The organism is Pseudomonas sp. QS1027 (assembly GCF_002814235.1).
Lineage (GTDB): Bacteria > Pseudomonadota > Gammaproteobacteria > Pseudomonadales > Pseudomonadaceae > Aquipseudomonas.
In genome coordinates this window covers 63,788-79,831 of sequence record NZ_PHSU01000030.1, presented here as the reverse complement: position 1 = coordinate 79,831, position 16,044 = coordinate 63,788, and the positions used below count along the sequence as shown (strand labels likewise).

The following is a 16,044-nucleotide window of genomic DNA, read 5'->3' as shown; positions in this document are numbered from 1 at the left end:
CGGTTCCTCCATGGAGGGGAGCTGATCAACTAGGATTTGGTAGGGTCGACAGCCGGTGCGGGGGGCACGGGATTGTTCGGGTCCACAGGCGCCGTGGCGGGGTCAGTCTTGGCCGGATCTACAATCGCCGCGGGATCAGCTTTGACAGGATCGACAACCGCCGCCGGGTCGGTCTTGGCAGGATCGACAATCGTCGCCGGGTCCGTTACTGGCGGTGCAAGAGCCTTTTGCAGGTCCGCCTTGAAGGCCAGGACCGCGGCGTCATCGTGCAGCCTGGCAATCAGGCTCTGGTCCAGGTCGTCATTGCCATCGAGCTTGATCAGCAGGTCCTGCAGCTTCTGGCGTTTGTTGTAGAGGTCTTTGAGTCCATCGATCTGGGAAACGATGTTTTCCGGGCTGAAATCTTCGATGGTCTTGAAGGACAGCTCGGCCCACAGACCGTCTTTTGATGTATCGAGGAGGTTTGCGACTTTGAACTTTTGCTGCGGGTTGATCCGGCTCAGCACCGTATCGAAGCTGTCCCGGTCAATGTCGACAAAACCACGCGAAGACAGCGGGTCGGGCTTGTTCGGCTGGTTGTTGCCGGAGAGGTCGGACAGGATGCCCACTACCAGCGGCAGTTCCTCTTTGGTGAAAGCGTCACCGATTTCGACGTCATAAGTGATTTGTACGCGCGGGGGGCGGTTACGACCCAAGTACTTCTGCTTGCTTTCCTGATTAGCGGCCATGCCCTTCTCCTTCTGGCGCGCCTACCGAACGGCAACGCGCTCCTGGTGGTATAAACCTTTTCCGACAGCCTTGGTGCGAATTTTCTGTAGGAAAATCGACTGTGCAAAACCTTAGAAGAGGTCTATAAGACAAGCAAGAAATATCTGGCAAAACCTATATTTGAATCCTATGAAGCGAATTAAGTTCCTCGGTAGCAGCTGCGCGCTAGCTTTTTTCATGATATTTCAGATAAGTGGTTGCAGCCTGTTCGCGCCCAAGGTCGCGCTGCAGAAAGTCATAGTCGATGTCGAGCCCAAAGCCAACAGCGACACACCACTGCCCCTGGACTTTGTCGCCGTCGCCGATCCGCAATTGCTCGAGCGTCTCAAGGGCACGCCGGCCAACCAGTGGTTCGCCCAGCGTGAGCAGCTGCGTCGCGATTTCCCCCAGGGTTTCAACGTCTGGAGCCTGGAAGTGGTTCCCGGGAAACTGGTGACGTTCGCGAGCAATCCCCTGCAAGGTGAAAAGGCTGAAGGCGTGTTGTTGTTCGCTGGCTACAGTACACCGGGCGCACACCGATTACTGCTCGACAAACAACCGGATATTTGGCTCAAGGTCGGCGCCCGCGAGATGCGTCTGCTCGATGCCCAAGGCCAGTGAAAACCGTATTCCAGGAAGGCTAGGAGTGAAGGATGCGCGCTATACCGGATGCAATACCGGATGCGATCTGCTGGAGTGAGGGCATGCATCTGCTGCCACAGCATTTCCAGTTGCAGGGCCTGCATGCCGAGGGCGTAAGTGCCCGGCTCGCGGCCAATGCCAGGCCCTGGTACTGGGGTGTTCAGTACATCGAATCAGAGGTGCTGGACAGCGGCACGATCACCATCAAGGCCCTCGAGGCCGTGATGCCCGATGGCCTGATAGTCGATCTGGATGCCGTCAAGGATAAAGAGCACTACCCGCTCGAACTCAAACTGACTGCCGATGATTTCCAGAAGCAGAGCACCCTCATGGTTTACCTGGCGGTCGATCCTCTGTGGCGTGCGGGGCTGCTCGGCGAGGTCAGCGGCCGGCTGCGTTCACTCAATATCAAGGCCGTGGACCTGAACGGCAGCGACGCCCCGACGCCTGACACCGTGTGTGTCTGGCGCCCCATCGTGCGCCTGGTCACGGAAAACCAGCTCTCCGACTCGATCTGCCTGCCACTGATGCGTATGAGCCATTCGGGTGGTGTGTTCAGCCAACTCGACTATGTGGCGCCCTGCCCTGTGCTGGCAGCGGACTCGATGATCGGTGAACGGATCGGCAAGGCCTGCCTGCTGGCCCGCAGCAAATGCGACTTTCTCAAAGGCCGCTGGCGCCTGGCGCAGGACGCCGGCAAGACCCTGGAGGGCGCCGAACTGCGTGGGCAATTGCTCGCGATCGGCTCCCGGCTGCCGGAATTGCAGGCCACGCTGGATACCGGTGTGGCTTCGCCGATGGCACTCTACCTGCAGTTGACCGGTCTGGTTGGCGCTCTGTATGGATTGCAGCCGGAAGAGACGCTGCCGCGTTTCAGCCCCTTGCTGTTCGACGATATGCTGCCGGGCTTCGCCCAGGTGCTTGACTGGATCGAAGGCCAGCTCAACAACATTCGCGCGAGCTACACTCGACGCAGCTTCGACTACAAGGACAAGCATTTTTCCATTGCCCTGCTGGACCGGCAGACGCCGATCCAACAGTTGGTCATCGGCCTGCGCATGCCTTCCGGCGCCACGCCACAGGCGGCAGGGGATTGGCTGCAAAACGCATTCAGGGCCTCCCGGGCACAATTGCCGCCCCTGATCCAGCAACGTTCCCATGGGTTGGCGTTCAACGTGCTGGGGCGCAATGACCAGGTCGCCTACGGCGTTGCCGAAGATATTCGCCTGTTCACCTTGCAGGCCGCGGGTGATTGGTTCTCACCTGATGCCGACCTGTGCCTGTACATGCCTCCGGGCAGTGCAAGGGTCGAACCTGTTGAGATCATGATATTCGACGCCACTCGGGACTGAACCGGATCAGGGATTGATGAGCGATGTTGGATAATGACGCACTGCCGACGCTCGACACCTTCGAGGCGGCGCCCCTGAGCAGCGCCTTCAACCGGGCCTGGAATGAATGGCTGGTGTTCTGGCAGGCCCTGCCACATACCACCGAGGCCAAGGTCCAGGTCGTGCAAGTGGCCGAGCAAGTCAGTCAGATTGCCCGGCGGCTATGGCGCAGTACCTTCGCCGCCGTCGGCGATGCCCAGGGCCAGCAAGCCAAGGCGACGCTCTTCGCCTTCGTCGGGCTGGTCGACGAACACCTGTTGTTCGAAGACTGGCCAGGGCAATCCATCTGGCAGGACCTGCCGATGGAAACCCGCATGTTCGGCACGCGTTCGGCCGGCGACCGGATTCCGGTTGCCATCAAGAAACTCCTGGAAACCCGCGACCCGGCCCTGCGCGACCTGGGCAGCGTCTACCTGTACTGCCTGATCCTCGGTTTCCAGGGGAGGCTGCGCAACGGCAGCGGCCCGGCCCTGCACGAAAAATGGCGGCGCAGCTTGTTCACCTTCATCCGCCAGCGCAGCGCCACACCCAACGACATTGCCCAGCAACTGCAAGGCCCGAGCGCCATCGCACCGCAACAGCTGCCGGTACGCCGCAGCCTGCCCGACGGTTACCGGCTGGGCCTGGCCCTGGGGTTGGGATTTTTGCTGTTGCTCGCCATCAGCCAGGGGTTCTGGTTGAACATTCAATACCGGGTGCAGCCTGCGCTTGAGCAGGATCGGCAAACACTGGTCACGGAGCTCAAGCGCTGATGGCTTACCTGGGTGAAATACTCGCGGTCCTGCTCTTGCTGGTGGTGGTCGCGGCACTGTTGTGGAAGTACTCCGCGCGACTGAACGGCGCCAACCGCAGTTTCTATGCCGCGGTGAGCGAGTGGGAACAGGCGCTGGGCGTGCACGACCGTTATGAGACACCGTGGGTGCTGATGCTCGGCGATGCGCCGCAGATCGAAGCGCTGCTCAGCGGCTGGGGATTGACCGCCACGGCGCAACCGGCCTGGTTTGGACGTTGGTGGTATGGTCCCGACGGCGCGGTCCTGGTGGTCCCTGCGCCCCTGTTCAGCCATAGCGAGCGCGCCAGCGTGCAGCTCAAGCTCTGGCGCCAGCTCCTGGAGTTGCTGCTGCAGGCTCGGGCCAATCGGCCGGCGGATGGCATTATCTGGCTCTGCGACCTGGAGCAGCTGGCGCCCGATCAGGATACCGCCGCGGCCGGCTTGGCAGTCCGACGCAAGTTCATCGATCTGCAGCAGCGCCTCGGCCTGAGCCTGCCGGTGTATATGCTCCTGAGTGGTTTCGAGAGTCTGCCCGGCACCCCCCAATTGCTCGAGGTGCTGCCAACCGCAGCGAAAGACGCACCCTTTGGCTGGACCTCGCCCTACACGGCGCAAACCCCTTGGCACCCGGACTGGATCAACCAGGGCCTGGGCCTGGTCGAACAGACCCTGGCCGACCTGCTGGTGGAAATCGGTACCTTGCGCGGCCAGGTAGACGCCGAGTTGTATCTGCTGCCCCGGCAATTGCAAGCCTTGCACGACCCCCTGCGTTCGTTGTGCGATCCGGTGTTCCAGGGCAATGCCATGGGCGAAGCGCCGCGCTTGCGCGGCATCTATTTCAGTGCCCAGGCCAGTCCAGCTGCGCCGGCGGCCGATGCCGACCCCTTTGCCGCAGGCCCGGCGCCAATCCCCACACCGCCGCTATTCACTACGCGCCTGTGGCGGCAACGGATCATCGCTGAGCAAGGCCTGGCACAACCCATCACCCGTATCCTGCAATTGCGCCAACGCTGGCAGCGCCTGGTGGCACTGGCCGTGGGCGTGATCGGGCTGGTCTGGGTGATCGGCATGCTCTGGGCCTGGCATGGCCGTGGCGATGCCGCGACACAGTTGAGTACTTTGCTGCACGAGGACCAGGCGCATAACCCGGTGACCGTCGATGACGACGCCGCGCGCGAGCGCATCGCCAGTTTCTGGCGCCTGCTCCAGGCCGCGCCGCGTTGGCATATGAGTACCTCGATCCTGCCCGGTTCGTGGTTCTCCTCACTGGACCAGCAACTGGCGCAGGAACTGCGTACCCGGGCCCGGGTGCAGTTGTTCACGCCGCTCAAAGGCAAGCTGCAGGACGAGATCACTAGCCTGATTACACCTCGCGTGGCGACGCGTCCGAGGATCGGCAGCAGCAACAATGAAGAGGCCTACCGGCAAGCCATGCAGGTGCTCGACCAGGCCCTGGCGGTGGAGCGACACAACAAACGCTTCGCCCAGAGCCTGCAAGGCGACCAACGCCCACTGGACGATGCCATCGCCCTGGCCAACGAGTTGTTCGGATTCAATTTCCAGACCAAGGCCCTGCCGCTGAGCAATGACTACAACAGCCTGCTGGCCACGGCAGAAGTGCCGCTGGCCAGTCCGGTGCAACTGGACCCGATCAAGCCGCAGATTGCCAAGCGCTACGTCGATGCCATGAATCTGTGGCTCGACAGCCTGTTCGCCAGTTCCGATTTCAGTGCCACCGCCGGCGCCGTGAACAGCCAACTGCGAGCCTTGCAGGGCGGCCAGCGCAACAGCCTCGCCGAGCTTGAAGAACTGGACACTTCCATTTCCCAACTGCGCCAGCTGCTGACCCTGACCAATGCGGCCTGGAGCCAGGGCACCGGCGCGCAGTTGGCGCCCGGCTATCAGGAAGGACTCGAAAAAGCCCGGCAAAGTGCATTGATCGGCAGCGTCGCCGTCGACCAGGTCGAGCGTTATGCCGACAACTCGAAACGGACCTTCCACGACCGCTGGCTGGAACAGGGTGACGAGGAACAGGGTATTTTGCGGCAACAAAGCAGCGGTGCCCTGGAGTTGCAAGCCAACGTCGACAAACTCGGGCAGGTGGTCGCGGCGCTGTTGCACCAGGACTTCAGCCAGATGGCCCTGAACCAGGACGATGCCCCACCGCTGAGCGGCCAGGGGCTGCGTGAGCTGGACAGCGGCAAGCTGGATGCGGCGCTGCACTATCACGACAGCTACCAGCTCTGGCTGCAACAGAGCGTGGCGGAACTGCCCGCGCCCTACCGCAAGGCCATGATCAGCGCCGCCCGCTCGGCGACCGCCGCCGCCATGTGGCAAAGCCTGAACAACGTCTCCAGCCTGAGCGGCAGCAAACCCCCGAGTGTCGATAGCGGCACGACCTTCAACCTGCCCGCCGACAAGGCCCTGCAAGTGCTGCAAGTGTTCAGCGACATCGGCGACTCTCGCCAGATCGAGCTATTGCGGCAAGAGTTGAATGCTCGCGCGCTGAACGACCTGCGCCGTGCCTCGAACGAGATCGCCGCCCTGCCGCTGTTCCGCCAGCCCATCGACTTCAGTCAATGGGACGGTACCCGCAACCTGTCGCTGCGCAGCTTCCGGGAAAGTGATCCGCAGGCACTGAAACTGGCCTTGAGCCAACAGTTCACGCTGATCGGCGACTCGCTGGGCACTGCACGTCCGGCCATCGAGTGGCTTGACCAGCAGCGTGACCGACTCTCGACCAGCGACAATGGGACCCTCGACAGCTTTGTCGACATGAGTGCCGAACTCAAGAAGTACGGCGACCAGAACCCGGCGAGCTCGCCACTGCAATACCAGCAGATGGTCCTGCGCGATTTCAATGACATGGACCTGGGTAACTGCGCCAAGATCCTCACCGATTCCATCCTGCCGATGGGGCAAGGCAATATCGCCCTGCTCGCCCGCAGCGCCCATGACCGGGCGCAGCAACGCTGCGACAGTTTGCAGAATTACACTGCCGCAGTGGCCTGGAAGCACCTGGGCGATTACTTCAGTACCTACCTGGCCGGGCGTTTTCCCTTCAGCGGCGACGACACCCAGGTTGATGCGAACCCCGACCGGGTCCGTGAATTCCTCGACCTGATCGACAAGAACCTGCCCAGCGCCTTCAGCGGCCTTGAAAACAACCGCTCGCCACAATCGTCCGCCGCCGCCGAGTTCCTGTTCAACCTGCAAAATGCCCGGGCCTGGCTCGGGCCGTTGCTGCTGCGGGACAAGGATGGCGTGCGCGGCCTGGACCTGGAAATCCGTTGGCGTACCGACCGCGAGGAAGAACGTGGCGCCGACCAGGTGATTGACTGGAACCTCGCCACCGGCCCACGGGAAGTCGGCTATCCGGCCGAAAACCTCAGCCACGCCAATTGGACCGTCGGCGAACCTGTCCGCCTGGCCCTGCGTTGGGCCAAGGGCAGTAGCCAACGGCCGCTGGACGATCCGAAACAACCGGCGCTGGCCGTGACCGACGTGCAAGCCAGCTGGTCATACGAAGGCACCTGGGCCTTGCTTCGATTTATCCATGCCAACCAGGCCGGCAATCACTTTGCGACCCAGGATGAGGGGGACCGGCCGCTGGCGTTGCAACTGCCGTTGCGTTCGCCTCTGCCGGGCAATGCCAACGCCCTGATGTTCCTGCGCCTGTCGCTCAAGGCGGTTGGCGGCAAGCAGCCGTTGACCCTGAGCACCTTGCCGACGCGCGTGCCGGCCTCGCCCTATGGGTCGGTCTTCCCGCTGCCAGTGGCCAGTACCGAGATCCCGCAATGACTATCGACACACCCTCCCTCGATCAACTGCGCCTGCGCTTACCGGGCCTGATCGATCCCCTGCCCGGCGCCGATCCGGCCGGTATCAGCTTGCGCTCGGCGCCCGAGATCGACGTATTGCGCGAGGCCCGTCGTGAAGACGATGCCAGCCTGCCCACCGGGGTCTGGCAGACCGACCTCAAGCGCGCCGACTGGTCGACGGTGGAGAACCTGGCCAGCGACCTGCTGAACAAGCAGAGCAAGGACCTGCTGGTGGCGACCTGGCTGGGAGAGGCCTGGTTGCAGCGCTATCAATTGCCCGGCGTGTGTGTGGCACTGGAACTGGTGGTCGGGCTTTGCGAGCGTTATGGGCAGACCCTCTACCCCCGGGGCGACGACGCCAGCTGGCTGGCCTCGCCACTGGGTCTGCTGGTGCGCCAGTACAGTCTGTTGCTGAATATTCGCCTGCCCTTGCTGGGTGGCGCGGCGCGGGGGTTCGAAAGCCTGACGCTGGAGCAGTGGATGCGCGCGCAGAAACAGCTGCTGAACAAAAGTGAAGAGCGCAAGGTCAAGGCTCTGGCGCAGGAGTCGCAAGACCTGCTGCGTGACTGGCGCGAGGCCGTGCTGCGGGTTCCAGTCGATCAGCTCGACGCGCGGTTACAGTTGTTCAATGCCTGCTTGCAGAACGTTGAGCGGCTGAACCGCTGGGGCGACAGCCAGTTGGGTGGCGACGCGCCGAGCTTCGCCGCGTTGCAGAACATCCTCGATCTACATGTTCAAGCTTTGCGGGAGTTTATCGCCATGCACCCGGAACCGCTGCCTGTGCAAGTCAGCCTGCCGCCTGAACCGACGATCGAGGAGCCTGTTGCCGCGACTACGGCGCCCCTGCCGCTGTCGGCGCCGGAGTCACGCCAGGCCGCCTACCGACAGTTGAAGGTTATTTCCGACTATCTGAAACGGGTCGAGCCCCACAGCCCGGTGCCCTACCTGATCAACCGGGCGGTCGATTGGGGGAACATGGAGCTGCCGGAACTGCTTGGCGAACTGATCAAGGCAGACCCCGATATCCAGCGGATCTGGAGGCTGCTCGGGGTCCTGCCTTGAGTGCAGCACCTACATTCCGTGCATGTCGCCGTGATCGGCCATGCTGTTCAGTGCCCGGGCCTTGGCCTTGACTTCGATGGATTCCTTGACGCCCTTGGCGTTTTCCACCACCAGGGTCAGCGGCACTTCATCGCCCTCCTTCACCTGCCCCACCAGGTCGATCAGCATCACGTGATAACCCTCGGGCTCGATGGCCACGGTCTTGCCCGCCGGCAACGGCACGAATGCCACCGGCTGCATGCTCATCACGTCGTTGTCCATCTTCGACTGGTGGATCTGCACGATCTTGGCCACCGGCGATTTCGCCTCCAGCAGCTTGGCGTCGTCACTCGAGGTGATCCGCATAAAGGCCCCGGTCGAAGGCTGGCCGGGTACGGTGGCGCGTACCCAGGCATCATCCACGCGGGTTTCGGCAAAGGCCGGGACACTCAGCAGTGCGAGCAGGGACAACATCAGGACGTTCAAGGGTTTCATGGCTGCAACCTTATAAATTCGAGTATTCATCAGCAGACTTCCATCACTGTGAGCAAGTCTTCGGCGCACTGTTTGGCCGACAGCGATGGCGACAGCCCCAGGCGCAATACGCCCCGCGTGTCATAGACAAAACTGGTCGCCGAATGGGACAGCGTGTAGGTCGAGCCGCTGGGGATCTTCTCGTAGAACACCTTGAATTCCTTGGCGGTGGCCGCGGTTTCTTCCAGCGTGCCGTAGAGCGCGACAAAGCTCGGGTCGAAGGCCTTTACATAGGCATCGAGCACCTTGGGCGTATCGCGTTCCGGGTCCAGGGTGATGAAGATCACCTGCAGCCGGTCGCCATCCACGCCCATCAGCTTCTTGGCCTGTACCGCCCTGGCCAGCGCGGTCGGGCAGACGGCCGGGCACTGGGTGAAGCCGAAAAACACCATCGGCATCATGCCGCGGTAGCTGGACAGCGTTTTGACGTTGCCGGCGGTGTCCTTCAGTTTGAAGGTTCGCCCGAGGATCTCGTCGCTCAGGTCCTTGCCGTATTTGTACGACAGGCCGTTGGAGCTGTCGCAACCGGCCAGCGCACCGAGGCCGAGCAGGCCAAGGCCGGCAACGACCTGGCGGCGAGTCAGCAATTCATTCATGTTCTGTAGTCCTTCGTATGGAGCGATGTCGCGGCCTTGCGCTGGCGGATAAATGCACATGGACGCCCATCAGGGCGTAGGGCTTATCGGCAGCAGGCCGTCTCGACAATGATCGGTGCGGCGGATCAGACGCTGGCCTGGGGCGGTGCGCGAGAGCGGGCCCCCGGGAAAACCGGGGCCGAGGCTTGTTCGGGAGTGAAGTGATTGTGCGCAAAACTGCTCGGGATCAGTGCCAGGCGAGGCGCGAGGGCATGGGAGTCGCTCAGGGCCGGGTGCTGGAACAGCAGCGAGCAATAACCGCATTTCTCCCAGATCATCGTCCCGTGATGATCTGCCGGGCCGGAATCCGACTGCGCGGCCAAGCCCTGGCCCGGTACCGCGCCGCAGATATCTTCGAGCGCGGGGCCGGCGCTGTGGGCCAGGCTGAGCCCCTGTCCGATCAGCGGGCCGACGAAGACCAGCAGCATGGCCAGCAAGCTGAGCCAGGCACCAGTGCGGCGGCGGCCGGACGGTCGAAGGGACGGGATGGGTTTCATGGGCGCAGAATGTAACACCGTCGCTGTGGCCAGTGGTGCGACAAAATGGCACATCGGGTGCCGCACCACGGGTCCAGTGCCTACGCCAGCTTGACGTTCATGGTGATCCGCGCCGTGAACACCTGCACGCCCTCCTCGTCACGAATATCCACCAAGACGATCTTGTCTCCCGCCGTCGACCAGTCGACGGCACTGCCATCGGCCACGGCGTGCACGTCGGTCTTGGCCTTGGCCAGGTATTCAACGCTCATGCCTTTGGGAATCCAGCGCGCGCCCTCGGGAATCGACACATCGGTCATCACTCCGGCCGCCAGTTCCGCGGCGTTGCACAGGGCAATGGCATGGACGGTGCCCAGGTGATTGGTGATTTCCCGACGAAACGGCACCCGCACCTGCGAATGCCCTGCCCGCAGCTCGCTGATCAAGGGATTGATGGTGCTGAAGTAAGGGGCCATCTGGCAGGCCATCTGACTGAATTTTTCCGGACCTACGCTGGTGAACATGCTCAGGAACTGGCTCATCGGGTGTACCTCGGTGGGTGTCTTGTTTTGAATACAGAATATTATTCTGTAAAAGAACAGTATTCTGTTAATCGAAAATCTGTCAAGCTCACGCCTCTGTTTCATACGATTACTGCCCTGCCACCGGACTTCAGGTTGTTGCTTGCATGGAAAACCTCGATCTTCTCGAACGCTGTTACCCGGGCCGTCGGGCCGAACTGAAACGCGCGATCCTGGCGCAGGCCCTGTCCAGCTTTAACGAGCACGGGATCGAAGCCACGACCATCGAAACCATCCGCGCCGAGTGCGACACCAGCGTGGGGGCGATCTATCACCACTTCGGCAACAAGGAGGGGCTGGTGGCGGCGCTGTTCTTCGCCGCGCTGGAAGACCAGGCCGGCTTGCGTGAGCGCTATCTTTCGGCTGCCGAGACATTGCAGGACGGTGTGCAGGCGCTGGTGTACAGCTATGTCGACTGGGTCGACGCGCAACCGCAATGGGCGCGATTCCAGTTCCAGGCGCGCTTTGTCGTGGCCCAGGGGCCCCACGCCACGGAGCTAGCCACCCGCAACAAGGCGCGTAACCGGCAGTTGCGCGAATGGCTGGGCGAGCCGGACCATGCCGACGGCCTCAGGAATGTTCCGGCCGAGCTATTGCTGTCGTTGATTGTCGGGCAGGCGGAGAATTACTGCCGGGCCTGGTTATCCGGGCGGGTCCAGAGTCGCCCCGCGACCTTCCGGAGCGAGTTGGCCGAAGCGGCCTGGCGCTCGCTGCAGATCTAGCCGGGGATGTTCGGGAAAGTGGCGGAAGGCAGCCGGAGTCGAACCTGCCCGGGAACGGATGCCGTCCCCAACCGGGTTTGAAGCCCGGCCGCGCCACCGGGCGCGATTGCCTTCCTTGAAATCCTTATGCCTGGCCAAGCCCTGCTCCTACAGGTTTTGCGGCGCACTCCGGGCCAGTGCGTTGTCAGCACGAATAAAGCGCAAGTTGCCGACACGTCGGGTCAGGCCGATGCGGTCGAAAAACTCCAATATCTGAATACAGCGTTTACGCCCCAACCCCAGCCGATCACGAAAGGCGATCACCTGTACCGTCGGATTATCCGCCGCCAATTGCACCAGCATAGCCGCCAATTGCCGGACTGCAGCCTCCGTGTAAAAACGGTCATGCACCACCTGGTACACCTGCCCCAGCCTGGCCAGTTTGCGCAGCAGCAAACGTACGGCGTCTTCATCCTGCCCGGTCGACGATGCCAGGGCGCGTACCCACGGAGGATCGATTGCGCCCTGCTCCAGCAGCGGTTGCAGTTGTTGCCACAAGCGCTCGTCGTCTTCGCTCAAGCGCACCTGATGGTCGGGCAGATGCAGCCAGGGACCACTTGCCACAATCGTGGCGTCGGCGAGCAACGCGTCCAGCAGGCTGATAAACGCCGGCCGCTCCAGCGCCAAGGCGGCAAAGCGCCGCAGTCGATCACGGTCCGGGCCCAGTTGATCGGGCTCCAGGCTGTGAAAACGCGCCAGTTGCGCGAGCAAGGCGTCCTTCAGGGCTTGCCAACCCGCACTGCTGAACAGCCGCGAACCTTGTCGCGTGGCGATCACATTGATATCGGCCGGCAGCGTCCAACTGTCGCGTAGACGATTGAAATGGCGCTCCAGGCGTTGCGGATCAAGACCACCGGCGCCGCCGGCGAGCAAGGTCGGCAATAATGTCTCCAGGCTTTGGGCCTGCGCCAAGGCCTGCAACTGCGCCAGACGCTCGGGGCTGCGCCGCTGGCGGGTGGGCGCAAAGGGATCCAGCACCCGACCGCCACCGAGGGTCCGCTGGGCGCTTTGATCACGCAACACCAGGCGATCCCCGTGCACGGCCTGCAAGGGCACATGGGTCAGCAACTGGGCAAAGGCCCGGCCTCCCGACGCCAATTGCGTGGTATCCAGCAAAGCCACCCGACCCAGTACATCCTGGGTGCCCAAGTGAATGTGGACCGAACTGAAGTGTTCGAACCGGCGGGTTTCACTGGCCAGCAGTTGCAGCTCGATATCCAGACGCTGGGTCGGCGCGTGCAGCCACTCGGACAGTAACCAGTGACCGCGATGAATCTGCTCGAGCGCCAGGCGTTCGGCACTCAGGTTCAGCGCTACCCGCTGCCCGGCAAAGGCCTCGCTCGCCGGTTGGTTCTGCGCGTGCAGGCCACGAACCCGCACTGCCTTGCCGGTGGGCCCAAGAGCCAGGACATCACCGGTTCCGACGCGGCCGGACAAGGCCGTGCCGGTGACCACGATGCCGCTGCCCGGCACATTGAAGGCGCGGTCAATCGCCAGGCGAAAGCCGCTACCTTCGTCACTGCGGCGGCGGACCTCGCCCTGGGCTTCGAGCAACGCCTGGCGCAGTGTCTCGATGCCCTCGCCGGTGACACTGGAAACCTCGATAAGGGGTGCCTGGGCATAAGAGCCGGATGCCAACAATGCCTGGATCTCGGTACGCACCTGGGCCCTGCGCTCAGGTTCCACCCGGTCGCATTTGCTGATCGCTACCAGCGCCCGGGGAATGCCCAGTAGCTCGACAATCGCCAGGTGCTCGCGGGTCTGGGGCATCACCCCGTCGTCGGCGGCCACCACCAGCAACACCAGGTCGATCCCCTGGGCGCCGGCCAGCATGTTATGGATAAACCGCTCATGGCCGGGCACATCGATAAATCCGGTCAGGGCAGTACCGTGTTCCAACGGCGCATAGAGGTAACCCAGGTCGATGGTGATACCGCGTTCGCGCTCCTCCCGGCGTTTGTCGCCGGCCTGTCCGGTCAGCGCCTGGAGTAGACGGGTCTTGCCATGGTCGATATGCCCCGCCGTGCCGACGATCACCCCGTCCGACTCCCCAGCGGCCCAATCCCCGTCGTCCCGTTCTCCGGAATATCCGCCGACCCGCTTTTCGTAGGAGCAAGCTTGCTCGCGATGAACGATGACGCGGTCCCAGGGCTCAACCTCCCAAGCTGCGCCACCCAGGCCTCCTCATCGTCCAACTGACGCAGATCCAGCCACAAGGCATCGTCATCGATGCGCCCCAACACCGGAATCGGCAAGCTGCGCAACGCCGCCTCCAGTCCATGCAGACTGCGCCCGCGCAGGCGTTTCGAGGTATTGGCCCGCAGGCACAAAGCCGCGCTGGGCAACCGCGCCACCGGTTGGCTGCCGCTGCCGATCATGCCCAGCGCCGGTATCGCCAAGACGCTCCAGCCCTCCCCCAATACCCCGGCCAACAGCGGGCGCAAGCGTTCAGCCTGGGCGAGGATCTCCGCTTGAGGCCGGGTCAGCAGACGCAAGCTGGGCAAACGCTCGGCCAAGCGATCCGGGTTACGGTACAGCCCCAGTACCGCTTCGAGCGCCGCGAGAGTCAGCTTGTCGACCCGTAACGCCCGTTTCAACGGGTTCTTCTTGATCTTCGCGATCAGCTCCTTGCGCCCGACAATCAACCCGGCCTGGGGCCCACCGAGCAATTTGTCGCCGCTGAAGGTGACAATATCGGCGCCGTCTTCCAGCGCCTGGCGCACCGTGGGTTCGGCGGGCAGTCCCCAGCGAGTGAGATCGAGCAGGCTGCCGCTGCCCAGGTCTTCCAGCAGCGGCAGCCCATTCCGATGGGCGATCTGCGCCAACTCGGCGGTGGGCACCTGGGCGGTAAAGCCCTGGATGTTGTAGTTGCTGGCGTGCACGCGCATCAACAGTCCGCTGCGTGGGCCGATGGCGGCTTCATAGTCACGGGCATGGGTGCGATTGGTGGTGCCCACTTCATGCAGGCGGACACCGGCGCGGGCCATGATATCGGGGATGCGAAAGGCCCCGCCGATCTCGATCAACTCGCCCCGGGAGATAATGCCTTCCTTGCGTTGCCCGAGGCTGTTGAGGGCCAGCAGCACGGCGGCGGCATTGTTGTTGACCACGGTAACGGCTTCGGCACCGGTCAGTTCACGAATCAGGCCTTCGATCAGATCGTCACGGTCGCCACGCTTGCCGCTGTGCAGGTCGAATTCGAGGTTGAGCGGGTAACGGGCGGCGGTTTGCACGGCCTCTATGGCTTCTTCGGGCAGCAGCGCCCGACCGAGATTGGTGTGCAGCACCGTGCCGGTCAGGTTGAACACCCGTTGCACACGGCTGCGGTGCTGGTTGAACAGACGTTCGCCGGCTCGGCCCGCTAGCACCGACGGCGTCAGTTCGTTGGCCGTGAGTTGGCCCAAGCGGACCAGGTCGCGCAGTTCGTCGAGCAACTGCCGCAGTGTCGCCAGTAAGGCATCGCGACCGTAGCGCTCGGCCAGGGGTTGGCAAGCGGGGTCGCGCAACAGACTATCGATGGAGGGCAGGCGTGGCGGAACGGCGACAAGGCTCGAGGACATCAGCGGTTTCCTGAAGACGCGATGCGGAAACCTTAGTGTAGACGCCGCGCTCGCTCCTTGATGGATGGGCACGACGGCGGTTTTTGGGGGGAGCCGGCTTGCCCGCGAAGAGGCCAGTAAGTCTTGCCTTGGCTATCCGGCCGCCATCGCCAGGACCTAATCGCCTCCCGGGGCCAGCAACAGGTTCGGCGCCTGACGCAGGTAACCTTCCTGATCGAGGCGAATATCCAGCGCAAGACTGGTGATATCGGCTGACAGCGCCTCGGCCTCGGCATCCTCTTCCAGATAGAGCAGCTTGAGATAGCTGTTGCAGCCGGGGCAGATTTCCGCCCTCAGCGGCGCATGACCGGCCCCATGGCCGTCATCCCCCTGGCTCAGGTATTTGAGCCCCTTGCTCTGTTCGCAGTAGATGCACTTGACCCGCACCACATGCCATTCGCAGGCACACAACGAACACACCAGGTAGCGCAGGCCGTTGAACTTACCCCGGTGGCGGATCACCCCGGCCATGGCCGGCGAACCGCAGGCCGGGCATTGGCTCAGGCTGTCGCAGGGTTTCAGGGCAAGGTTCGGCACGGTCAGCAACCAATGGCTCCAGGCCGCCTGCAACGCCGCACCGAGAAACGGCACCAAGGCTGCCGGCAGGCCGGCGTACTGGCCGCCGAGCAAGGCCAGTGCCCAGACCTTGCGCTGTCCGGCCCGGGTGTCCTGCAAGGTGCTGATGGCCTGTCGCACGGCGGGGATACTGCTGACATAACCCGACAACAAGGCATCCAGCCAGGGCAGCCAAAGATCTTCGCGCACCAGGCTGTCGGCGGCCAGTGGCGGCAAACCATGCGCCAGGCACAGCCGCTGGCGCTCAGGGTCGGGGGACGCGCTTGTCGGTGGTTGCTCCAGCAGTTGCTGCTGCACCCGGCAAAGTCCGGCCACCAGGCCGATGTACTCGGCCAGCGGATGCCCCACCGCCAGTCGCTCCAATCGGGCTGCCCGCAGGGCGAACAGGTTCGAGGGTGGCAGGTGCAGAAACGGTGGTGAACTGGCCGAGGCCTCGATCTGTCCAGGTTCCAATATCGTGCTCAAGCG

12 protein-coding genes, 1 tRNA gene and 2 pseudogenes are annotated in these 16,044 nt (G+C 63.2%); 6 read left to right on the top strand and 9 right to left on the bottom strand.

Annotated features, from left to right (window positions below):
* Nucleotides 1–158: 158 nt before the first annotated feature.
* A pseudogene (tssB, locus tag CWE01_RS24775) lies at nt 159–728 on the bottom strand (type VI secretion system contractile sheath small subunit); the annotation flags it as partial.
* Between the two features lie 217 nt (nt 729–945).
* On the opposite strand from tssB, the gene CWE01_RS24770 reads away from it, so the two are divergent.
* Genes CWE01_RS24770 through tssA form a run of 5 tightly spaced genes read left to right on the top strand, consistent with a single transcriptional unit; the run spans nt 946 to nt 8,435 of the window.
* A complete protein-coding gene (locus CWE01_RS24770; RefSeq protein ID WP_256346971.1) occupies nt 946–1,368 on the top strand; it encodes a type VI secretion protein in 423 nt (140 codons plus the stop codon).
* Between the two features lie 32 nt (nt 1,369–1,400).
* On the top strand, nt 1,401–2,741 hold the full coding sequence (gene tssK, locus CWE01_RS24765; protein WP_100943175.1) for a type VI secretion system baseplate subunit TssK: 1,341 nt from the start codon (nt 1,401–1,403) through the stop codon (nt 2,739–2,741).
* 23 nt (nt 2,742–2,764) lie between these two features.
* Nucleotides 2,765–3,532 carry a DotU/TssL family secretion system protein gene (locus tag CWE01_RS24760; protein ID WP_100943174.1) on the top strand — a complete coding sequence of 256 codons (768 nt, stop codon included), beginning with the start codon at nt 2,765–2,767 and terminating at the stop codon, nt 3,530–3,532.
* The gene (locus CWE01_RS24755) at nt 3,532–7,353 is read left to right on the top strand and encodes a type VI secretion system protein (RefSeq protein WP_100943173.1); all 3,822 of its coding nucleotides are present in this window, start codon (nt 3,532–3,534) and stop codon (nt 7,351–7,353) included. Before CWE01_RS24760 ends, CWE01_RS24755 begins: the two co-directional genes overlap by 1 nt.
* Complete coding sequence (gene tssA, locus CWE01_RS24750) at nt 7,350–8,435, top strand: type VI secretion system protein TssA (RefSeq protein ID WP_100943172.1); 1,086 nt, start codon at nt 7,350–7,352, stop codon at nt 8,433–8,435. Before CWE01_RS24755 ends, tssA begins: the two co-directional genes overlap by 4 nt.
* A 9-nt stretch (nt 8,436–8,444) precedes the next feature.
* Here the strand turns inward: tssA and CWE01_RS24745 are convergent, their stop codons facing one another.
* The 4 genes from CWE01_RS24745 to CWE01_RS24730 all read right to left on the bottom strand — a co-directional run bounded on the left by CWE01_RS24745 (nt 8,445) and on the right by CWE01_RS24730 (nt 10,601).
* Entirely contained in the window at nt 8,445–8,909 is a 465-nt protein-coding gene (locus tag CWE01_RS24745; protein ID WP_100943171.1) for a copper chaperone PCu(A)C, read from the bottom strand.
* 29 nt (nt 8,910–8,938) lie between these two features.
* Complete coding sequence (locus tag CWE01_RS24740; RefSeq protein ID WP_100943170.1) at nt 8,939–9,544, bottom strand: SCO family protein; 606 nt, start codon at nt 9,542–9,544, stop codon at nt 8,939–8,941.
* Nucleotides 9,545–9,669: 125 nt separating this feature from the next.
* The gene (locus CWE01_RS24735) at nt 9,670–10,080 is read right to left on the bottom strand and encodes a DUF2946 domain-containing protein (RefSeq protein ID WP_100943169.1); all 411 of its coding nucleotides are present in this window, start codon (nt 10,078–10,080) and stop codon (nt 9,670–9,672) included.
* Between the two features lie 80 nt (nt 10,081–10,160).
* Nucleotides 10,161–10,601, bottom strand: a complete 441-nt coding sequence (locus CWE01_RS24730) for a hotdog fold domain-containing protein (protein WP_100943168.1) — start codon at nt 10,599–10,601, stop codon at nt 10,161–10,163.
* A 146-nt stretch (nt 10,602–10,747) separates the two neighbouring features.
* Between CWE01_RS24730 and CWE01_RS24725 the strand changes: the two genes are divergently transcribed.
* Nucleotides 10,748–11,362, top strand: a complete 615-nt coding sequence (locus CWE01_RS24725; RefSeq protein WP_100943167.1) for a TetR/AcrR family transcriptional regulator — start codon at nt 10,748–10,750, stop codon at nt 11,360–11,362.
* 19 nt (nt 11,363–11,381) lie between these two features.
* Here the strand turns inward: CWE01_RS24725 and CWE01_RS24720 are convergent.
* From CWE01_RS24720 to fdhE, 4 genes and pseudogenes are all read right to left on the bottom strand, one after another.
* Nucleotides 11,382–11,477, bottom strand: a tRNA-Sec gene (locus tag CWE01_RS24720).
* Nucleotides 11,478–11,509: 32 nt separating this feature from the next.
* Nucleotides 11,510–13,438, bottom strand: a complete 1,929-nt coding sequence (gene selB, locus CWE01_RS24715) for a selenocysteine-specific translation elongation factor (protein ID WP_100943166.1) — start codon at nt 13,436–13,438, stop codon at nt 11,510–11,512.
* Between the two features lie 116 nt (nt 13,439–13,554).
* Nucleotides 13,555–14,961, bottom strand: a pseudogene (gene selA, locus CWE01_RS24710) (L-seryl-tRNA(Sec) selenium transferase); the annotation flags it as partial.
* Nucleotides 14,962–15,117: 156 nt separating this feature from the next.
* Nucleotides 15,118–16,041, bottom strand: coding sequence for a formate dehydrogenase accessory protein FdhE (gene fdhE, locus CWE01_RS24705; protein WP_100943165.1), 924 nt, complete (start codon nt 16,039–16,041; stop codon nt 15,118–15,120).
* Nucleotides 16,042–16,044: the final 3 nt, after the last annotated feature.

What these genes read in the sequence shown, in the direction of transcription:
- CWE01_RS24770 (WP_256346971.1), top strand. Translation starts at nt 946, where the DNA reads ATGATATTTCAGATAAGTGGTTGCAGCCTGTTCGCGCCCAAGGTCGCG.
- tssK (WP_100943175.1), top strand. Translation starts at nt 1,401, where the DNA reads ATGCGCGCTATACCGGATGCAATACCGGATGCGATCTGCTGGAGTGAG.
- CWE01_RS24760 (WP_100943174.1), top strand. Translation starts at nt 2,765, where the DNA reads ATGTTGGATAATGACGCACTGCCGACGCTCGACACCTTCGAGGCGGCG.
- CWE01_RS24755 (WP_100943173.1), top strand. Translation starts at nt 3,532, where the DNA reads ATGGCTTACCTGGGTGAAATACTCGCGGTCCTGCTCTTGCTGGTGGTG.
- tssA (WP_100943172.1), top strand. Translation starts at nt 7,350, where the DNA reads ATGACTATCGACACACCCTCCCTCGATCAACTGCGCCTGCGCTTACCG.
- CWE01_RS24745 (WP_100943171.1), bottom strand. Translation starts at nt 8,909, where the DNA reads ATGAAACCCTTGAACGTCCTGATGTTGTCCCTGCTCGCACTGCTGAGT.
- CWE01_RS24740 (WP_100943170.1), bottom strand. Translation starts at nt 9,544, where the DNA reads ATGAATGAATTGCTGACTCGCCGCCAGGTCGTTGCCGGCCTTGGCCTG.
- CWE01_RS24735 (WP_100943169.1), bottom strand. Translation starts at nt 10,080, where the DNA reads ATGAAACCCATCCCGTCCCTTCGACCGTCCGGCCGCCGCCGCACTGGT.
- CWE01_RS24730 (WP_100943168.1), bottom strand. Translation starts at nt 10,601, where the DNA reads ATGAGCCAGTTCCTGAGCATGTTCACCAGCGTAGGTCCGGAAAAATTC.
- CWE01_RS24725 (WP_100943167.1), top strand. Translation starts at nt 10,748, where the DNA reads ATGGAAAACCTCGATCTTCTCGAACGCTGTTACCCGGGCCGTCGGGCC.